15 protein-coding genes are annotated in these 17,508 nt (G+C 41.0%); 6 read left to right on the top strand and 9 right to left on the bottom strand.

Going from position 1 to position 17,508, the window contains the following annotated elements; translation table 11 throughout:
- Nucleotides 1–750: 750 nt before the first annotated feature.
- Entirely contained in the window at nt 751–3,639 is a 2,889-nt protein-coding gene (gene uvrA, locus VB732_RS01080) for an excinuclease ABC subunit UvrA (RefSeq protein ID WP_190962864.1), read from the top strand.
- A gap of 235 nt (nt 3,640–3,874) precedes the next feature.
- Nucleotides 3,875–6,118, top strand: a complete 2,244-nt coding sequence (locus VB732_RS01075; RefSeq protein WP_323228964.1) for an RNA-directed DNA polymerase — start codon at nt 3,875–3,877, stop codon at nt 6,116–6,118.
- A 100-nt stretch (nt 6,119–6,218) separates the two neighbouring features.
- Here the strand turns inward: VB732_RS01075 and VB732_RS01070 are convergent, their stop codons facing one another.
- The 5 genes from VB732_RS01070 to VB732_RS01050 all read right to left on the bottom strand — a co-directional run bounded on the left by VB732_RS01070 (nt 6,219) and on the right by VB732_RS01050 (nt 9,409).
- Nucleotides 6,219–6,623, bottom strand: coding sequence for a transcriptional regulator (locus tag VB732_RS01070; RefSeq protein WP_323228963.1), 405 nt, complete (start codon nt 6,621–6,623; stop codon nt 6,219–6,221).
- A complete protein-coding gene (locus tag VB732_RS01065; RefSeq protein WP_323228962.1) occupies nt 6,607–6,906 on the bottom strand; it encodes a type II toxin-antitoxin system HigB family toxin in 300 nt (99 codons plus the stop codon). The genes VB732_RS01070 and VB732_RS01065 overlap by 17 nt, the downstream gene beginning before the upstream one ends.
- 64 nt (nt 6,907–6,970) lie before the next feature.
- Nucleotides 6,971–7,399: a DUF2358 domain-containing protein gene (locus VB732_RS01060; protein WP_323228961.1), complete on the bottom strand. Its 429-nt coding sequence runs from the start codon at nt 7,397–7,399 to the stop codon at nt 6,971–6,973.
- A 12-nt stretch (nt 7,400–7,411) separates the two neighbouring features.
- Nucleotides 7,412–8,557, bottom strand: a complete 1,146-nt coding sequence (locus VB732_RS01055; RefSeq protein WP_323228960.1) for a glycoside hydrolase family 10 protein — start codon at nt 8,555–8,557, stop codon at nt 7,412–7,414.
- A 33-nt stretch (nt 8,558–8,590) separates the two neighbouring features.
- Nucleotides 8,591–9,409 carry a DUF1206 domain-containing protein gene (locus VB732_RS01050; protein WP_323228959.1) on the bottom strand — a complete coding sequence of 273 codons (819 nt, stop codon included), beginning with the start codon at nt 9,407–9,409 and terminating at the stop codon, nt 8,591–8,593.
- 208 nt (nt 9,410–9,617) lie between these two features.
- Between VB732_RS01050 and VB732_RS01045 the strand changes: the two genes are divergently transcribed.
- Together VB732_RS01045 and VB732_RS01040 are read left to right on the top strand one after the other, a co-directional pair.
- Complete coding sequence (locus VB732_RS01045) at nt 9,618–10,481, top strand: alpha/beta hydrolase (protein WP_323228958.1); 864 nt, start codon at nt 9,618–9,620, stop codon at nt 10,479–10,481.
- A 302-nt stretch (nt 10,482–10,783) separates the two neighbouring features.
- Complete coding sequence (locus tag VB732_RS01040) at nt 10,784–11,239, top strand: pentapeptide repeat-containing protein (protein ID WP_323228957.1); 456 nt, start codon at nt 10,784–10,786, stop codon at nt 11,237–11,239.
- 215 nt (nt 11,240–11,454) lie between these two features.
- On the opposite strand, the gene VB732_RS01035 is transcribed toward VB732_RS01040, so the two are convergent.
- The 3 genes from VB732_RS01035 to VB732_RS01025 all read right to left on the bottom strand — a co-directional run bounded on the left by VB732_RS01035 (nt 11,455) and on the right by VB732_RS01025 (nt 14,803).
- On the bottom strand, nt 11,455–12,321 hold the full coding sequence (locus VB732_RS01035) for a sulfite exporter TauE/SafE family protein (RefSeq protein WP_323228956.1): 867 nt from the start codon (nt 12,319–12,321) through the stop codon (nt 11,455–11,457).
- Nucleotides 12,322–12,490: 169 nt separating this feature from the next.
- Nucleotides 12,491–14,602, bottom strand: coding sequence for a M3 family metallopeptidase (locus VB732_RS01030; protein ID WP_323228955.1), 2,112 nt, complete (start codon nt 14,600–14,602; stop codon nt 12,491–12,493).
- A 42-nt stretch (nt 14,603–14,644) separates the two neighbouring features.
- The gene (locus tag VB732_RS01025; RefSeq protein WP_323228954.1) at nt 14,645–14,803 is read right to left on the bottom strand and encodes a hypothetical protein; all 159 of its coding nucleotides are present in this window, start codon (nt 14,801–14,803) and stop codon (nt 14,645–14,647) included.
- Nucleotides 14,804–14,833: 30 nt separating this feature from the next.
- Between VB732_RS01025 and VB732_RS01020 the strand changes: the two genes are divergently transcribed.
- Entirely contained in the window at nt 14,834–15,529 is a 696-nt protein-coding gene (locus VB732_RS01020) for a Uma2 family endonuclease (protein WP_323228953.1), read from the top strand.
- Nucleotides 15,530–15,811: 282 nt separating this feature from the next.
- Nucleotides 15,812–16,765, top strand: a complete 954-nt coding sequence (locus tag VB732_RS01015) for a hypothetical protein (protein ID WP_323228952.1) — start codon at nt 15,812–15,814, stop codon at nt 16,763–16,765.
- Between the two features lie 62 nt (nt 16,766–16,827).
- Here VB732_RS01015 and VB732_RS01010 read toward each other — a convergent pair whose 3' ends face one another.
- The gene (locus VB732_RS01010; RefSeq protein ID WP_323228951.1) at nt 16,828–17,475 is read right to left on the bottom strand and encodes a flagellar motor protein; all 648 of its coding nucleotides are present in this window, start codon (nt 17,473–17,475) and stop codon (nt 16,828–16,830) included.
- Between the last annotated feature and the right edge of the window lie 33 nt (nt 17,476–17,508).

Raw genomic sequence — 17,508 nt, 5'->3', positions numbered from 1 at the left:
AAGATAAGCAGAACCAAAGTAATGATTGAACCCGCTCGTATAGACATAGTATTTAAAATTACTAATAATCCGATCAAAGCCACTTCAACTATAGTTACTCCAAAAAGCTTTAAAGTATGTTTAACTAATTGAAATAAAGAATAATCAGGAAAAGTCACATTTACGATTCTTACTAAATCTACACTTGACTTAAACAAGATAAAATTCAGTCCAATAATTACTATCGTTGACAGTACAAAAGCAATGAGTTTAAATAATCGATTTTGAAACCTCATATTTTTTGATAAACTCAATCTATCTTTACTTGCAGTACTAAAGAGCGATCGCTGTGGTTGCTACGCGGAAAATGCTGTTAGCCTTTAGGGTGCTATCGCTTTAGCGTAACGCACCATCAACAATTCAGAGTGCGATCGCCAACAAGTATCTTGCTACGCCTTCCATCCTTCGTTCCTGACAGATGCTAGAAATTATATTTTTGCGAAACCCACGAGGCGATTAACTCAGGCGCACACATTAGCAAAGGTGAGAGGGGAATATGGCTGAGTCGGCGCTTAGATTTGCGATCCGATAGCTTCGCCTTCAGAAGGCTAGAAATCGGGATGTTTCCAAATTAGCAGGCTCTTAAGTATGTCTGCGGCATGAATTTGGCAGAAGAACTAATTAAAACAGTACGATTGTTCTACTATAAAGTGATTAAAGATAGTATTATTAAGGACTGTTTCATAAGAAACTCCTTCTTCGCCGCCCAATATGTCAGACAAACAGCTAGCAGCATCCTTGAATGGCCATCTTCCGTACCCCAGCCACAACAGCCAGAATACCATACGGATTCGGGGTGCTAGGCAGCATAATCTGAAAAATATTGATTTGGAATTGCCACGCGATCGCCTAATCGTATTCACTGGCGTTTCTGGTTCTGGTAAGTCTTCCCTAGCCTTTGATACCATTTTCGCTGAAGGGCAACGTCGCTATGTAGAATCCCTCAGCGCCTACGCACGGCAATTTTTAGGACAACTGGATAAGCCGGATGTAGAAGCGATTGAAGGCTTAAGTCCAGCAATTTCTATTGACCAAAAGTCAACGTCTCATAACCCGCGTTCCACTGTGGGTACGGTGACAGAGATTTACGACTATTTGCGGCTGTTGTTTGGTCGGGCTGGCGAACCCCATTGTCCGATATGCGATCGCTGTATTGCACCCCAGACAATCGATGAGATGTGCGATCGCATCATGGAATTACCAGATCGCACCCGCTTCCAAATTCTTGCACCCGTTGTCAGAGGGAAAAAAGGCACACACCGTAAGCTTTTGTCAAGTCTGGCATCCCAAGGTTTTGTCCGCGTGCGGATCAATGGCGAGATCCGCGAACTCTCAGATTCCATTGAATTGGATAAGAATTTTACCCACACCATCGAAGTGGTAATTGACCGCTTGGTGAAAAAAGCTGATATCCAGGAACGTTTGGTTGATTCCCTGTCTACGTGTCTCAAGCAATCGGGTGGGATTGCAGCCATTCTGGTGAGTCTGCTTGGTGACGACGGACAAGAAAAAGAAGAAGAGTTAGTATTTTCGGAAAACTTTGCCTGTCCAGAACATGGCGCGGTAATGGAGGAACTATCACCGCGATTGTTCTCCTTTAACTCGCCTTATGGTGCTTGTCCGCACTGTCATGGCATCGGGACTTTAAGAAGATTTGCGCCAGACTTGATAGTACCGGACTGGGAAGCGCCAGTTTATGCTGCGATCGCGCCTTGGTCAGAAAAAGATAATTCTTATTATCTGGAATTACTCTATAGCGTCGGACAGATTTATGGATTTGAATTACAAACAAATTGGAGCAAGCTGACAGAAGAACAGCAGCAAATTATTTTGTTTGGAGAGAAAGACGAACGAGCCGCAGAAGCACAAAGAAAGCAGAGTTTTAAAGGTGCTATTCCAATTTTGCAACGGCAGTATGAGGGTGGTTCTGAATTAATTAAGCAAAAATTAGAACAGTATTTAATCGATCAACCGTGCGAAGTTTGTAAAGGAAAACGGTTAAAACCGGAAGCCTTAGCGGTGAAGTTGGGGCAGTATGGAATTTTAGAATTGACTACCGTATCAATTCGAGATTGTCGAGAGAGAATTGAGCAATTCAAGTTGAGCGATCGCCAGTTACAAATTGCTGATTTAGTCCTCCGGGAAATCAAAGCAAGATTGCAATTCTTATTAGATGTTGGTTTAGATTATCTCACCCTTGACCGTCCCGCCATGACCCTTTCCGGTGGCGAAGCCCAACGGATTCGTCTAGCAACGCAAATTGGTTCTGGATTAACAGGAGTTCTCTACGTTTTAGATGAACCGAGTATTGGTTTACATCAACGAGATAATGGCAGATTGCTCAAAACCTTAACGAAATTGCGCGATTTGGGTAATACATTAATTGTCGTTGAACACGATGAAGAAACAATTCGCGCAGCCAATCATATTGTTGATATCGGCCCCGGTGCAGGAATTCACGGCGGAAATATTATCGCCCAAGGTGATTTTGAGGCATTATTAGCAGCAGAAGATTCTTTGACGGGTGCATATTTATCAGGAAGACGAGTAATTACTACACCAGCAGAACGCCGAGAAGGAAATGGGCGCAGTTTGGGAATTAAAAATGCCCATCGGAACAATTTACAGAATATAGATGTAGACATTCCATTAGGTAAACTCGTCTCCATCACTGGTGTGTCTGGTTCTGGCAAATCTACCCTGATTAATGAGTTACTTTATCCATCTCTGCAACACCATTTAACTAAGAAAGTTCCTTTACCTAGACATTTGGATAAAATCCAGGGATTAAACGCGATTGATAAAGCGATCGTTATCGATCAATCTCCCATTGGGCGCACACCACGTTCTAACCCTGCAACTTACACAGGAATTTTCGATGCTATTCGGGATGTATTTTCCCAAACAGTAGAAGCCAAAGCTAGGGGTTACAAACCCGGACAATTTTCCTTCAACGTTAAAGGTGGACGTTGCGAAGCTTGTAGCGGACAAGGTGTGAATGTTATTGAGATGAACTTTCTCCCAGATGTTTACGTGCAATGCGAAATTTGTAAGGGTGCAAGATACAACCGCGAAACATTGCAGGTGAAGTACAAAGATAAGTCTATTTCTGATGTACTGAGAATGACAGTTGAGGAAAGTTTAGACTTTTTCCAGAATATACCCAAAGCGATCGCGCGTTTGCAAACTTTATTTGATGTCGGGTTGGGTTATGTCCAACTAGGACAACCTGCGACTACCTTATCTGGTGGTGAAGCGCAACGGGTAAAACTGGCAACAGAACTATCTCGACGCGCCACAGGTAAGACACTTTATTTAATAGATGAACCGACAACAGGGTTATCTTTTTACGATGTCCATAAATTATTAGATGTGTTGCAACGATTGGTAGATAAAGGTAATTCAATATTAGTAATTGAACACAACTTAGATGTAATTCGTTGTTCTGACTGGGTGATAGATTTGGGGCCAGAAGGTGGCGACAAAGGGGGAGAATTGATTGCTGTAGGGACACCGGAGGAAGTTGCGAAAAATCCCAGGTCTTATACTGGGCAATATTTAAAGCAGGTATTGAAACAGTATCCGGCGGTGAAAAAGTAGTAAGCTAAAGAGCATTTAAGTTGCATGAAATCAGGGCTAGAGCCGCTTACTACGAGCGAATCAGTCTGGAAAAATGAATGATAATTAGCTTAAAATGCTTTCATGAAAGGTAACTTACCTTAAGTAAGTAGTTAAAATGTTACCTTGTTACTCGCATCGGCACTTAAAATATTTTCTTGTAGTATGATGGTAGTACAATATAATTGAAGCTGCCTGCAAGTAAGTATTTTTTCTAATGAACATTAGTAATTCAATATACAATAGTTTTATAAGTCTCGATAATCTCAAACTTGCTTGGCAGCGTGTTCGCTACTTTGATCGCCCAGACTCGCGAGATTGGATTGGGCTAAAAGTATTCGCTGCCAATCGTGACCACAACCTTGAACTACTTAGGCAAACTTTGAAGGGGAGAACGTTTGAAGCTTCATACCCAGAAATTAAGTATTTACCCAAAGCATCTCAAACTCTGCGTCCAATGGCAATACTGGCAATCAGCGATCGTGTTGTATATCAGGCTATAGCTAATGTTGTAGCTGAAAAAGCTAGACCAATGCTGTCTACTGTCGCTAATCGACAGTCTTTTGCCAACGTTTTGTCAGATCCAGGACAGGAACCTATGTTTATACCCTGGAAAACACAGTATCATCTCTTCCAAAAAAAGTTTCAAACTCTTTATGAAGAAGGTAATATCTGGCTAGCAGAAACAGACATGGCGGCTTTTTATGAAACGATAGATCAAGCCATGTTGATCAAGTATCTACGTGAAAAACAGCTACTTGATGACCCAACTGCTGAACTTCTCGGCACATACTTACCCCTCTGGGCTTCAGTTAAAGCAGGAGAACCAATAAATCGTGGACTTCCACAAGGGTGCTTGGCATCAGATTTCTTGGCAAATATTTTCTTATATGAATTTGACAAGGAGCTTTCTGTCCAAGAGTACCACTATATTCGATATGTAGATGATATCAGGTTACTTGCCAAGACAAGAGAAGCAGTTCAGCAAGGGCTTATCCGAATTGATAGAACCTTAAAAACTTTAGGGCTACTTATACAAACTAATAAAACCACAGTACGCGAAATTAGCAATTTTGAGGAAGAAGCTGATCGAATGGCATCTAAACTATCAGAAGTAGATCGCAGATTTCGTGAATTAAGTCATGTACCAGATACAACATTAGCTGATTCTCTTACGACACCATCATTACATGATGTTGCTCTTTTGGGTGAGGATTGTGATGTGGGAAATGGAAACATTGATTTATTAATAGCTGCTTCAGGATTGCAAAAAGATTTAGTTGAGTTGTTTTGGAAATCAAAAAAGTCCATTGATGATAATATTAGTGATCCATTCGCTGAACGTCATTTAAAGTTTTGTTTGTATCGTTTAGATCCGAATCCTGCAATTGTAACTGCAATACTACCTTACTTAATAGATCGACCTTGGCTCACCGAACCGTTACATCAATACCTAAGAAAATGCAAGCTTGATAAAAATGCTATTGAGTTTATCGACAACAATATCATTGCTACACACAGTGTATATGATAGTACTGTAACATTTGCTATTGAAACTCTTATCCGCCAAGGGGTTTCACTTCGTTTTCATCATGGTTTATTTCGGAAATGGCTAACTGAAAATAAGCGGGACTGGCCTTTACTATGCGCTGCGACAATGGCACTGGGAGATAATCAAGATAACATGAGTGTCCTGCTTAACGTAATTTCTTCTCCTTTATACAGTCCATCAGTAAGACGTACAGCCATAATTCAAGCCTTGCGACTAGCAAATGATGAATACGAAGCTTTATGTATTCTAAAACAAGGTGTATATGATAAAGCCCCAATTGTGATTGATACATTGCTCTATCAGCTATATGTTGAACATGGTCTAACAATTCAAAAATTAGGTCTTGATGACAGTCAACAACTAAGTGAATACTGTATTGCCTATGCCAGAGGATATGATAATTCGTTACCTCATCTTCAAACATGCTACATACGATCTATTTTCACTAGATTTTACAGAGTCAGGTTGTCTAAGCCAATAGATTTTCATACTCTACTTGGCTCAGAGTATAATCGTGCATCTGATTTTTTATGGCAATCCGACAAATCATATCTTTCTAATCCTTCGCGATATGTGTCTCAATTGGATTTGTTTCATGAAGAATTACTCTATCCCATACTTGTAGACAAATTAAAATTGAAAGCCTGTAGGGAAGATGTCGTACAAATGCCTTTGCCAAGCAGAATGCAGCACATTCATAGTAAAGAACAAAGACTTATGATATTCGCTAGTGCATTACTCAAGTGTCATAAGTTGAGATCATCAAGTACAGAGGCTCATACTAGGTTGGATAAAATTTTAGATCCAACAAACCCAGTTGACTGGCATGAGCGTGATGCTCTCAGAAATCAACTATCTGGCGCTTACCAAGAATTAGTAGATTGGCTATTACTTATTGAAAATAAGTAATAATATTTACGTTGAAAGTAACTCTGTGCTTTTTTATAATTCTACTACTATAAAATATTTAAATTAATTTTATTGTAGCAGCATGAGCTTAATCGATTGCTCATCCTAAGATAAACAAACTTGCATCAACGTGAAAAAACTCTCCCAAAGCCTCAGCTTGTTCTTTCGTGATTTCTAATTTGCCATTAATGATTTTAGTAACAATCTCGCTCGAACCAAGAATTTCTACCAAATCAGCTTGTTCCAAACCCCTAGCTTCCATCAAATGCAAGAGTCTTGAATAAGGTGTTGAGGAATTAAGCTGATAGTGCTTATTTTCAAAATCCTCAATCAGTTTTACCAATAATTCCAGCAAAGCATCTTCTTCAAGAGTCAGATGAGAACGATAAAGCAGTTCTTCAACAGTTTCTAAAAACTTCTCGTTTTCCTCTTCTGTCTTGATAATCCGAGGTTGATGTTGAGACAGCAATTCGCTGTAAATATCTGAGTTAAAAGTAAGGGTCATTTTTCCAGGAGTCTTTGTCATATTCGGCATGAGTTAAGACATATTTTATATAGATGACCTGCTTTTCATAATTAATACTAGCAATTAAGCGGTATTTATTACCTTTAATGTTGAAAACTATAAACTTGCTTACTGCTTCGGCTTGAGGATAAATAGTTTGAACTTCTAGCAAATTCCCCCAGTCTGCTTTACTAGCGGTTATGTACCAGTCATCAAGTGCTTCACAGCAATCAGCGTGTTTTTGGCCGAATTGTCGTAGCTTTTTCCGACTGATGACATGCATTAATTTGTTATTTCGGCGTTTGTCTGCTTGTTATGGATAAATTTTTAACTCATTATGTATCTAATTAGCTCTCTCCTCCTCTTTGCCAAAACTGTTGTAAAATCTCCCCTGGCTTTCTATCCCAAGTGTCAATATGCTCGTATATCAAATTATCTTGATTGAGCTTATACGTTGAATAGCCATTAAAAAGCAAACCTGCTTTCCAAGGAACGCGTAACACTCCCCGCACCGTCCACTTTGCTAAAATCGTATCTTCGGCTGACTGATAAACCTCATGTACATCAAAATAAATTTGGGTAAAAAATAACCGAGCGTGAAATCGCAAAGTCCAAAATATAATCCGATAGTTAAATTTGTATTTGAATGTATTTACTGGGTCTTTAAAGTAGATATCGTCTGTATAAATGTGATATGAAATATCTTTTTCAAAAAGTGTTGGTAAATCCTCTTTTAGAGTTTTAATTACCCGTTCCACCGATAATTGAGATTCCACGCGCCTTTTCCCTTAAAAAATCTTTTTTAACAACCGTTCCCAAATAGAAGATGTCCTCTTGTTACTCACGCTACCCGTATTCAAATCTGACAGAGTGGGAAATGATGCAGACTTAGCATAGGGGCCATTTCGCAAAACTTTAGCTAGGGTATTGTTATTTTCGCGCAAACCTTCGTAAAAAAAGAATACTTCTCCTTGAATGCCAAGTTGGCGATTGTATTCAATTGCCTGCACCAGATATTCTGGACTAATACAATAACTACCAAGTTTCATCAGTATTCCCGGTGCTAACTTTGGTAGTGTCGCATTTGTGAACTGCTGGTTTACTAGTTTATCAGCGATCGCAGCGTAACTCCTAAAGTCACGGCGATAAATCTGCGGCTGAATCATATCAACTATTCCCCGCTTCAGCCATGCGGGTGAGTCTTGCAGATATTCCTGGAATGCCCAATCATGGATATTAGGTGCGATCGCTACTAATAAATTAGGATTCACCGCTTTCACTTCCCAGTAGAGACGCACCAAGAAATCAGTGAGAATATCTGCACGCCACTGTAACCATTGTTTATCCTTGGGGTTCTGTGGCGGATTGCGATCAAATTCCTGGCGATAGCGGCTGACAGTTCCCTCATCATAGCCACCTTCAGAGGGTAATGCTGGGAAGCGATCGTCTCCTTGAACACCATCCACATCATAATTCTTTACAACTTCCAGCACCAAGTTCAAGAAGAATTCCTGCACCTGTGAATCGAGTGCATTCAACCACTCAAAGCTGTTTTTCTTCAGTAAGTTGCCGTTACAATCACGCGCAGCCCATTCTGGTTTTTTTTGTAAAAGTACACCACCATTCAAATTGTAGGAACTGGCAAAACCGTATTCGAACCAAGGAATGACTTTCAACCCAACTCGCCGCGCCTCAACTACCACCTCTTCTAAGGGGTCACGGCCTACAGACATAGGGTCAATTTCGACCCCAAATGTCTGCTGCATAGTTTGACTGGGATACAGAGTTACTGCCTTGTTCCAAACAACGGGAAACACCACATTAAATCCCGTCTCGGCCAGCAAATTCATCGCTTCAGCAATGCGTTGCTTTGACTTGAGAACCTTACTATCAGTAGTAGTCAGCCAGACACCACGGGTTTCTATTATTGCCATTTCTATAAATTGAAACTCTCGGCGCTGCACCATCTAAACATTGACTAGCCGACGATACCGCGCCTGTATTATTGTGTAAATGGCATAGGCAACCAAACCTAACGCCACAATACCCAAAAGCCATGCTCCATAAGGCTGTTGCGCTAGCGTCTGTAACACTTCATCCAAACCTACTGCGGTAGCGGCGTTCGATTGCCTAGCAGCTTCGATTAAAAACCAGCCGGTAATACAAAATACTATACCCCGTGCCGCTAAACCAAATCTGGCAATCCTCATTACCCATTGGGCTTCTTTGTTGCTTAACTCAGTTAAATTGAGTTCTTTACGAAATTTCCCACTAAAAGCTTGATAAAACTGATAGAAACCTAGAGCAATTACAAATGCCCCCGCAGTTCCAACTAACCATTGACCAAAGGGTTGAGAAAGCAAACGTGCTGTCGAATCTTCAGTAGAATCACTACTATTTTTACCGCCGCCTGTACCCATAACGATTTTCACAGCACTTAAGGCTAAACTTGCATAAATCAAGCCATTAACTGCGTAACCGATTCGCACTGCCAAACCTTTGGCATCATTACCTTTATTTTCTGGGTCTTTAATTGCCTGTACAAAACGCCAGATTACGTATCCGATCAAGCCAATTGCAACTAAAGCTAGCAAAAATTTACCAAATGGCTGGTTAACGATTGTTTGGAGAGCGCCTTGGGTATCAGTTGTTTTACCACCGTTGCCAAAAGCCGCCTGTGCTGCCAGTAGCCCAACTATACCGTAAACTACTCCCTTAGAAACATAGCCAAATCGTCCCAGTCGCTCAACCCATAATGAGGCGTGGTTTGTCAACTGTTGTGTCATGGTAGTTGGGGAAAATTATTATATTTACCTTTTACCAAAATTTACCCACGATTCACATCTATCCCAAGGCAAATTGTCTAATATTTTTGCAAAAAATCACTATCGTAATACTGCCTTTTAATAGATGTGAGGCTACTCAACATGATATTACACTGATTAAGTAGAGTATTACTATTTAGTGTTTTTTAATGCTGAATTTAGATTAATTATGTCTTTAATAGAAACTTCTTGGAAACACGAATATATAACTACGAATGGGGTAAAACTACACTACGTTACCCAAGGTGAAGGCCCTTTAATGTTGATGTTGCACGGATTTCCTGAGTTTTGGTACTCTTGGCGGCATCAAATACCAGAATTTGCCCAAAATTTCAAAGTTGTCGCCCTTGACTTGCGTGGGTACAACGATAGTGATAAACCAAATGAGCAATCAGCTTATGTAATGGATGAGTTTATCAAAGATGTTGAGGGAGTAATTAAAGGTTTAGGATACCAAAAATGTGTATTAGTTGGACATGATTGGGGAGGTGCGATCGCGTGGAATTTTGCATACGCTCACCCAGAAATGTTAGAGCAACTAATTATCCTTAACCTGCCTCATCCTGCTAAATTTGCTCAAGGGTTACGCACTCCTCAACAGTTGTTACGTAGCAACTATATATTTTTCTTTCAACTACCGTGGCTACCAGAACTACTTTTACAATCTTTAGACTACCAAGCTATTGAAACAGCTTTTAAAGGTACAGCAGTTAACAAGAGTGCTTTCACACAAGCGGATATTAACGCTTATAAAGATGCTGCTGCAAAACGCGGTGCTATCACAGCAATGTTGAACTACTACCGCAATATTTTTCAACAGAGAATGCTAAATCCAAATTGGGGCGTGCTGGAAGTACCAACGCTGATGATTTGGGGAGAAAATGACACCGCACTTGGCAAAGAATTAACCTACAATACCGCAACTTTTGTCCGGGACTTTCAGATCAAATACATTCCTAATTGTGGTCATTGGGTGCAGCAAGAACAGCCTGAACTGGTTAATCAGTATATGCGAGAATTTCTAAAGACTTAACCTAATTTGTGATCAAATCTTTTAATAAGTATAAATGCTTATCAAAATAGCCAAATTATGACGAGTAGTACGAGTCCTTAAAAAGATTTAACAGAGATTTAATACTGTCCGCTTTTTAGGATTTATTGGCTAAAAATCGGCCATAAAGAGGATATATGGCATTTTTTATCTTCCGATTATAGCTGATTTATATCACAACCAACTTGTTAGTACATAGACAGATTGACCTCACGAAGTTTAGTGAGATAATAGAGTTGTGAGGGACAGAACGGACGCAACTTGATTATTAAGGGGGAAAATATATGAAACTCCAGCTATTAGCGGCCATGGCCTTAGCAACTCCCCTATTTTTCGCTAACTCGGTTAAAGCCGAGAATCCGCAGGATTTACAAAAGCTGCTTTCAACTGGGGAATGTATCCAGTGCAATCTATCGGGAGCTAATCTGAGTGGCGCTCATTTAATTGGTGCTGACTTGAGAGGCTCGAAGCTGCAAGGAGCCAATCTTGTAGGGGCTAACCTCGAAGGTGCTGACTTAACAGGTGCAAACTTGGCAGGTGCTAACCTAACATCAGCTTATGTAACCAACGTGAATTTAAAGCAAACTAATCTCAACGGAGTAAATTTTACTCGCGCGACAATTCACGATTCTAATGTGTATAAAGCATCAATGAACGATCTAAATCTAACTGATGCCGATATCTATAACACTGGAATCGGGGTTGGTGGAGAAGATGCTAATATTCCTGATTGGGACTAAGCTCAACTAGCTAGGCAGGTTAAAATAAACACAACATCAGAGAAACTGGTTTTTTGCCAGTATTATCTTTAAAATCTGCCATACAAAAATAAAAAATGAACCCCTTCTGCCTTGTAATTATCTTAACTATGACGAAAGCAGAGGGGGTTTCTTATTGGGGTTGAATCGAATATCCGTGTAAAAAGTGTAATTTAGGCTGAAAATTCTTGCTATGTCTATCTTTCAGGCTTTTCATTAGAGGACTTGGCTTTGTGAAAGACCCGAAACGCGGAAATATTCAAGATTATCCCTAGTGTAATCTTGAGTACCGATGCTGGAAAAATGCCAACAAGCATTCCTCCAATGATGGCTCCAATCACCGAACCAACTCCCATAGGCGCTATGGTATTGCTCAAGGCTGTACGATCCACAAATGCACCTCGATTAGCGTATTTAATAACCCCTACAAGTACAGTTGGTAAGCTAACTAGAAGACTGGCTGTACCTGCTGTCTTAATATCTGCACCAAAAGCGAAAACAAGTGTTGGGATAATCACTTCACCCCCTGCAACCCCAAGTAGACTGCTTACCAGCCCAATTGCTAGTCCAAATAAGATACCTGCCAAAATGCGCCAACTTAAAGCAGGGGGTAGAAGGGCTGGTATTTGTTGAGGTAAAAAACCCTCGACTATCAAGGCAATGCCAATGACTACCAATAGTACTAAAATGATTGTCTCAAGCTGTTCATTTGAGAGCTTTCCCGCCATCGCTGCCCCAAAAAAAGCAGTGATAACGGCTCCGGCAATCAAGGAGAGGATTACAGGCAGCAATGAAATAACGGAGTTGAAGGAAAGCATATTGCCCCGGATTACCAAGGATGCAGCAATCGTAATCAAGCTGACAGCCAAGTTTAGAGGCACAGCCTGTCGCACTGAATAGCCCAATGTACCAGCAAGGACTGGCAGGCGAAACTCTGCACCTCCCAAGCCAATCAGTCCTCCTAACAAACCTATTGGCACGGCATAAAGAAAGGATAATCGGAAACGGCGTACTTCCAAGCTTGTAGTTGTAGACTCCGGCGCAGACGAGCTATTCTTTTTCATCAATTTTCTTAGAATCTGTTGGGGTGCGTTGTGGACTAATGTCCTAACGCACCGAAAATCTAAGATGGTGCGTTAGCCTACGGCATAACACACCCTACAGCTTATATTGTTCCGCAGGTTGGCGATCGCTAACTGTGGATTAAAAATTTGATGCGAGTAGGGACGTTTTTTAGTTTACAGCAGCGCTGACTAAACCATTGTGCCTGAGCAAAGCGATCGTACTTGGTTCACGACCCCGGAAACTTTTAAACACCTCCATTGGATGCTGACCACCACCGAGTGCTAGTATCGTATCCCGATAACGCTTACCTGTAGCTTTTACAGCCTCTTCATCTTCTAGTCCAGCTTCTTCAAAAGCGGCAAAAGCATCAGCGCTCAGTACCTCAGCCCATTTGTAGCTGTAGTAGCCTGCTGCATAACCACCCTCAAAAATATGTCCAAAAGCACATAAAATTGAATCTTCGGGAAGTGGCTGTAAAACAGTAGTAGTCTTGGCTATGCGATGGCGCACATCTGATGGAGTTTCATTACTATCAGGTTGATAGCGATAGTGTAATTCTAAATCAAGACTGCTCAAGTGAACCTGCCGCAACATAGCAGTACCACTCATATAATTACGCGCCGCTAGCAGCTTTTGATAATAATGCTCCGGTAGGGCTTCACCTGTTTCGTAATGCTTCGCCATACCAAACAAAGTGGGTCGCTCATAGCACCAGTTTTCCATAAACTGGCTAGGTAGTTCTACTGCATCCCACTCCACATTATTGATGCCTGCGGCTCCAGGATAGTCAACCTTGGTGAGCATGTGGTGTAATCCATGTCCAAACTCGTGGAACAAAGTCTCTACTTCATAGAAGGTCATCAAACTAGGTTTACCATCTATGGGAGGACTTTGATTACACACTAAATAAGCTACTGGTAAGCGGATGGCATTAACACCATTTTCAGTTATTTTACCCCGATTAATGCACACATCCATCCAAGCACCACCGCGTTTTTCGGCTGGACGGCTATAGGGGTCTAAGTAGAAGTAGGCTATAGGAGAACCAGTTTCATCAGCAATTTGGAAATAACGGACATCCTCATGCCATACTGGGGCTTGACCATCGGCAGAGGTGACAGTAACACCAAACAGCCGCTTGACTAGCCCAAATAAACCGTCTAACACTTGGGGAAGCGGGAAGTAGGGACGCAATTCTTCAGCAGTAAAGGCAAATTTTGCTTCTCGTTGGCGTTCTGCCCAAAAGCTGATATCCCAGTGTTTTAAATCTTCAGCTTCTGCTGCTCCCTGTGCTGCTGCAAAAGCTTTAAGTTCTACCAAGTCTTTGACAGCAGCATCATAACTAGCACGGCGTAGTTCTTCTAATAGAGCGTTGACTGCTTCAACATTGGGAGCCATTTTACTAGCGAGGCTCAATTGGGCAAAACTTTTAAAGCCTAGTATATCTGCCAGTTCTTGGCGCAGCTTCAAAATACGCTTAATTAAGGGGTTGTTATCCAAATCGCCAGCAGAAGCGCGGGTGATATGAGCTTTATAGAGTTTTTCACGCAAATCCCGACGGGTGCTGTGCTGCATGAAAGGGCCAAAGCTGGGGTAGTCTAAAGTAATCCGCCAGGGGCCATTTTCTGGTGCAGCGTTGCTTTCGCCAGCTGCACGAGCGGCTTGGGCTGCTAAACTCACTAAGCTTGGTGGTAAACCATCAATTTCCGCTTTTGTTGTTAGGGTTAAGCTGAAGGCTTTAGTGGCATCAAGTACATGGTTAGAAAATTTGGTAGAAAGTTCTGCTAACTCCATCTGTATGGCGTTGAAACGCTCTCTTGCCTCTCCTTCTAAGCCAACACCAGAAAGTTCCGCATCTCGGATGGCAGCTTCTACAATACGCTGTTGGGCTAATTCTAAAGTTGCCCAATTATCACTGCTACGAAGTGCTTTAAAAGCATTGTAGATGGGTTTGCTTTGACCAAGCTTATTGATAAATTGTACAACTAGTGGCTGTACAATTTCATGAGCTTCGCGCAGTTCCGGGCTGTTTTTAACACCCATTAAATGATTCACCACCCCCCAACTCCAGGTAAGCCGTTCAGTCAGCTTTTCTAAGGGTTCTACTAAACCACTCCAAGTAGGCTGTACACTTGCCTCTAAGGTGGTAAGTTGCTCGTCAAGTTCTGCTAATAACTGATTGAAGGCTGGTACTACTCGTTCTGGTTTAATCTCTGCAAAGGGAGGTAAACCAACGCCTTGAAGTAGGGGATTGTCGGAAATAATGGTACTTGCACTCATGGTTTTGTGTGAACTGCGAACGAAAAAAATCAATAATGATTTTTATTTATATATATCTTCTAATGTAGCGATCGCTTTACTAAATAGTCTTGCCATTCTGACAAAATGGCAAAAAAAGTGATAATTACTCACAAATTTATCCTGATAATAGCGTGACAGTTCCAGAAATATCAGCGAAAGTCTCTGAGATAATATAGTCATGTACCCATCTTCTCAATCAGGTGGCTAATTATGACTAGCCTCTTACCCAGTTCTCAATCAACAGAAGTTTTTTACCCAAGCTCGGATGGTGAACCTTTGGCAGAAAGTTATGTTCATTTATGCGCTTTGTTGGCAACTTTAGAAGTATTGAGGCAATATTTACTGGGTAAGCAAGCAACGGTTTTGAGTAACCAGTTTCTCTACTATGCTCAGGGTTTTCCGAGGTTACGGGTAGCTCCAGATGTAATGGTGATTTTTAATGTTGCTCCTGGAGGCCGGGATAATTACAAAATATGGGAAGAGGGACAAGTACCCGTAGTCATCTTTGAAATGACTTCGGAAGGCACTAAAAACCAGGACACGGGCTTTAAGAAAACACTGTATGAGCAGTTAGGGGTACTGGAATACTGGTTATTTGACCCCAAGGGAGAGTGGATTAAGGAGCAATTGCAAGGGTATCGGCTACGAGGCGAGGTGTATGAACCAATTACAGATAATCGATGTGAACCTTTGCAGCTGCGGTTGCAAATAGAGGGGCAACTGATTGGTTTTTATCGAGAAGACACTGGAGAAAAGTTGCTGATTCCAGAGGAGTTGGCAGAGGCGCTGAAACAGGAAAGATTAGCCAGGGAACAAGCTCAAGAGCAAGCAAGACAAGCAGAATCGCAGGTAGAAAGGTTGAAGGAACAGTTACGATCGCTTGGTGTTGAGCCTGATACTCTTTAGTTACCTCAACTTAAGGGACTTGCGATCGCTAAAAGACATGATAATGTACTATGTCAAACAGTAGCTCGTCCGCCAGCATCGGCGTTAACCTGAAAGCGCTGTTTACATTCAATAATCCTAGACTTTTAAGGCGTAGGAGTGTCAACTTAACTGAGCGCGATCGAGCATCTTTACCGAACCGAGAAGGGAGGCTCGACTTTTGTGATTTTATTTGGCAACTTATCTTTTTACTCGTAAAATCGAAGACAAGATCAAGGTCAGTAGAAAAGAGTTCCTAAATTAATGAATACATTAATCAGTCAAGGTGGAAGAGTTATCACCAAACCTCAGATGGTAGATCGGATAAACGATATCGGTTGGCAAGCTCACCAAGGTAGCGTTGCTGCAATTATTCAGCTATTGAACGAAAAACTAGCTAAGTCTGGTGTCAGAACTAGAGCCATTTTTTCTGATGGTGTCTTACAACTTCTGTGCGAGGCGGCTAGGACAGAGCAACTTGAGCAATCTTCGCTTGTAGAACAAATCCAGCAAATTCTTGAGTCGATTGCCCCACGTCACATTCGCCGGGTTAATATCAACGGTCGAATTGTTCGGGAACAACAATTACTGTGGTTAAAAGAAATAGATAGCGATCGCGAAAATCAATTGCTTTGGTCACAAGAAATTGCATTAATTCAGCCCAATATCGTAAAGCAACTAATTAAAGATTTCACAGAAGCCCAAGCCGATCTAGGAAAACCAAATTTCCCTAAACCTCAAGTCTCTCGTCCTTTGGTACTTATTAACAAAGAAAAACACCAAAGTAAACCTCAAAAAAAGATATTAGCAGCAGCTGGTTTATGCTCACTGTTGTTGCTTAGTTGGGTTGTTTATGCCCAGTTAGGTGATAAAATGAAAAGCCTAATGCAACTAGAAACTTCCAAATCTTTAACTACAAATACTAATGATAGTAAAGCCAAGGTAGCATCTAGTGTTCCTAACAATAGCTTTTCTGAGCAATCTGATGATCCATTTGCAACATCTGTGCGAATTGCAAATCTTGCTTCTACATCTGGTAAAACAGCCACAACCTCAACTCAGTGGTTAGAAATCGCTGCTAAGTGGCAACGGGCTTCAGATTTAATGAGTACAGTACCACAAAAACACAGCCGTTATCAGGAAGCTAAGATTCGCACTCAACTATATAAGAAATACAGTGAAGCGGCGCAGAAAGAAGCTGATAAGAGTAAATCTTAGTTTTTTCTGATTGGAAGACTTCAATTCTTGAATTAGTGTTCTAGCAGTGGTGAATGGATTATTTACTTTACTTCTCGCACTTCACCTAAGCGGGTAAAACGAATTTCAATGCGTCGCCGCTTCGATTCTGGGTGACGCTTGTCTTGGGGAATAGGAGCAAATTCACCAGTTGGTAATATTAATTGTGCCGCAGAATAAGCGCGAAATTGAACTCCTGGCATCTTATTCTGTTGCTGGATTTTCAGCAATTCTTTAACCACTGCAAGGGAACGCATCAATCCTAAATCAGCATTAGAACCTGCCTTAAGTGTACTAACTGAGCCACCTTGACTAGCAGCTACCTCTAAATTAGAGTCTAGATTGCTGCTAATAATGCCAATAGGTTGTTCATCAGTGTGTCCAATAATTTCAACTGTATTAATATTGTAAGATTTTGTATTTTTTTCTATATCAGGTACAAGTTTATTTTTGATGTAATCTAACATTGTTGTTGGAATTACTGCGCTACCTGGATCAAACCTGGAATTTTCATCTTTAATCAATAAAATTGGTGGCGTTCCTGGATTAGATATTTGCGATATCGTGTACTTTGTAGTGGCTATTAATAATAATAGTAGCAGTATCATGAAAGCATTAGACATTAAATCTGTGAAAGCAGGCCAAATATTTAAATCTTCGTTGTAGCCACTATGCTGCGATCGACGAGCCATAATTTAAGATTTTAATTTCAAATAATGTCAATG

The sequence above is a fragment of the Nostoc sp. UHCC 0252 genome (assembly GCF_034931145.1).
Lineage (GTDB): Bacteria > Cyanobacteriota > Cyanobacteriia > Cyanobacteriales > Nostocaceae > Nostoc.
This window is presented reverse-complemented; position numbering and strand designations above follow the sequence as displayed.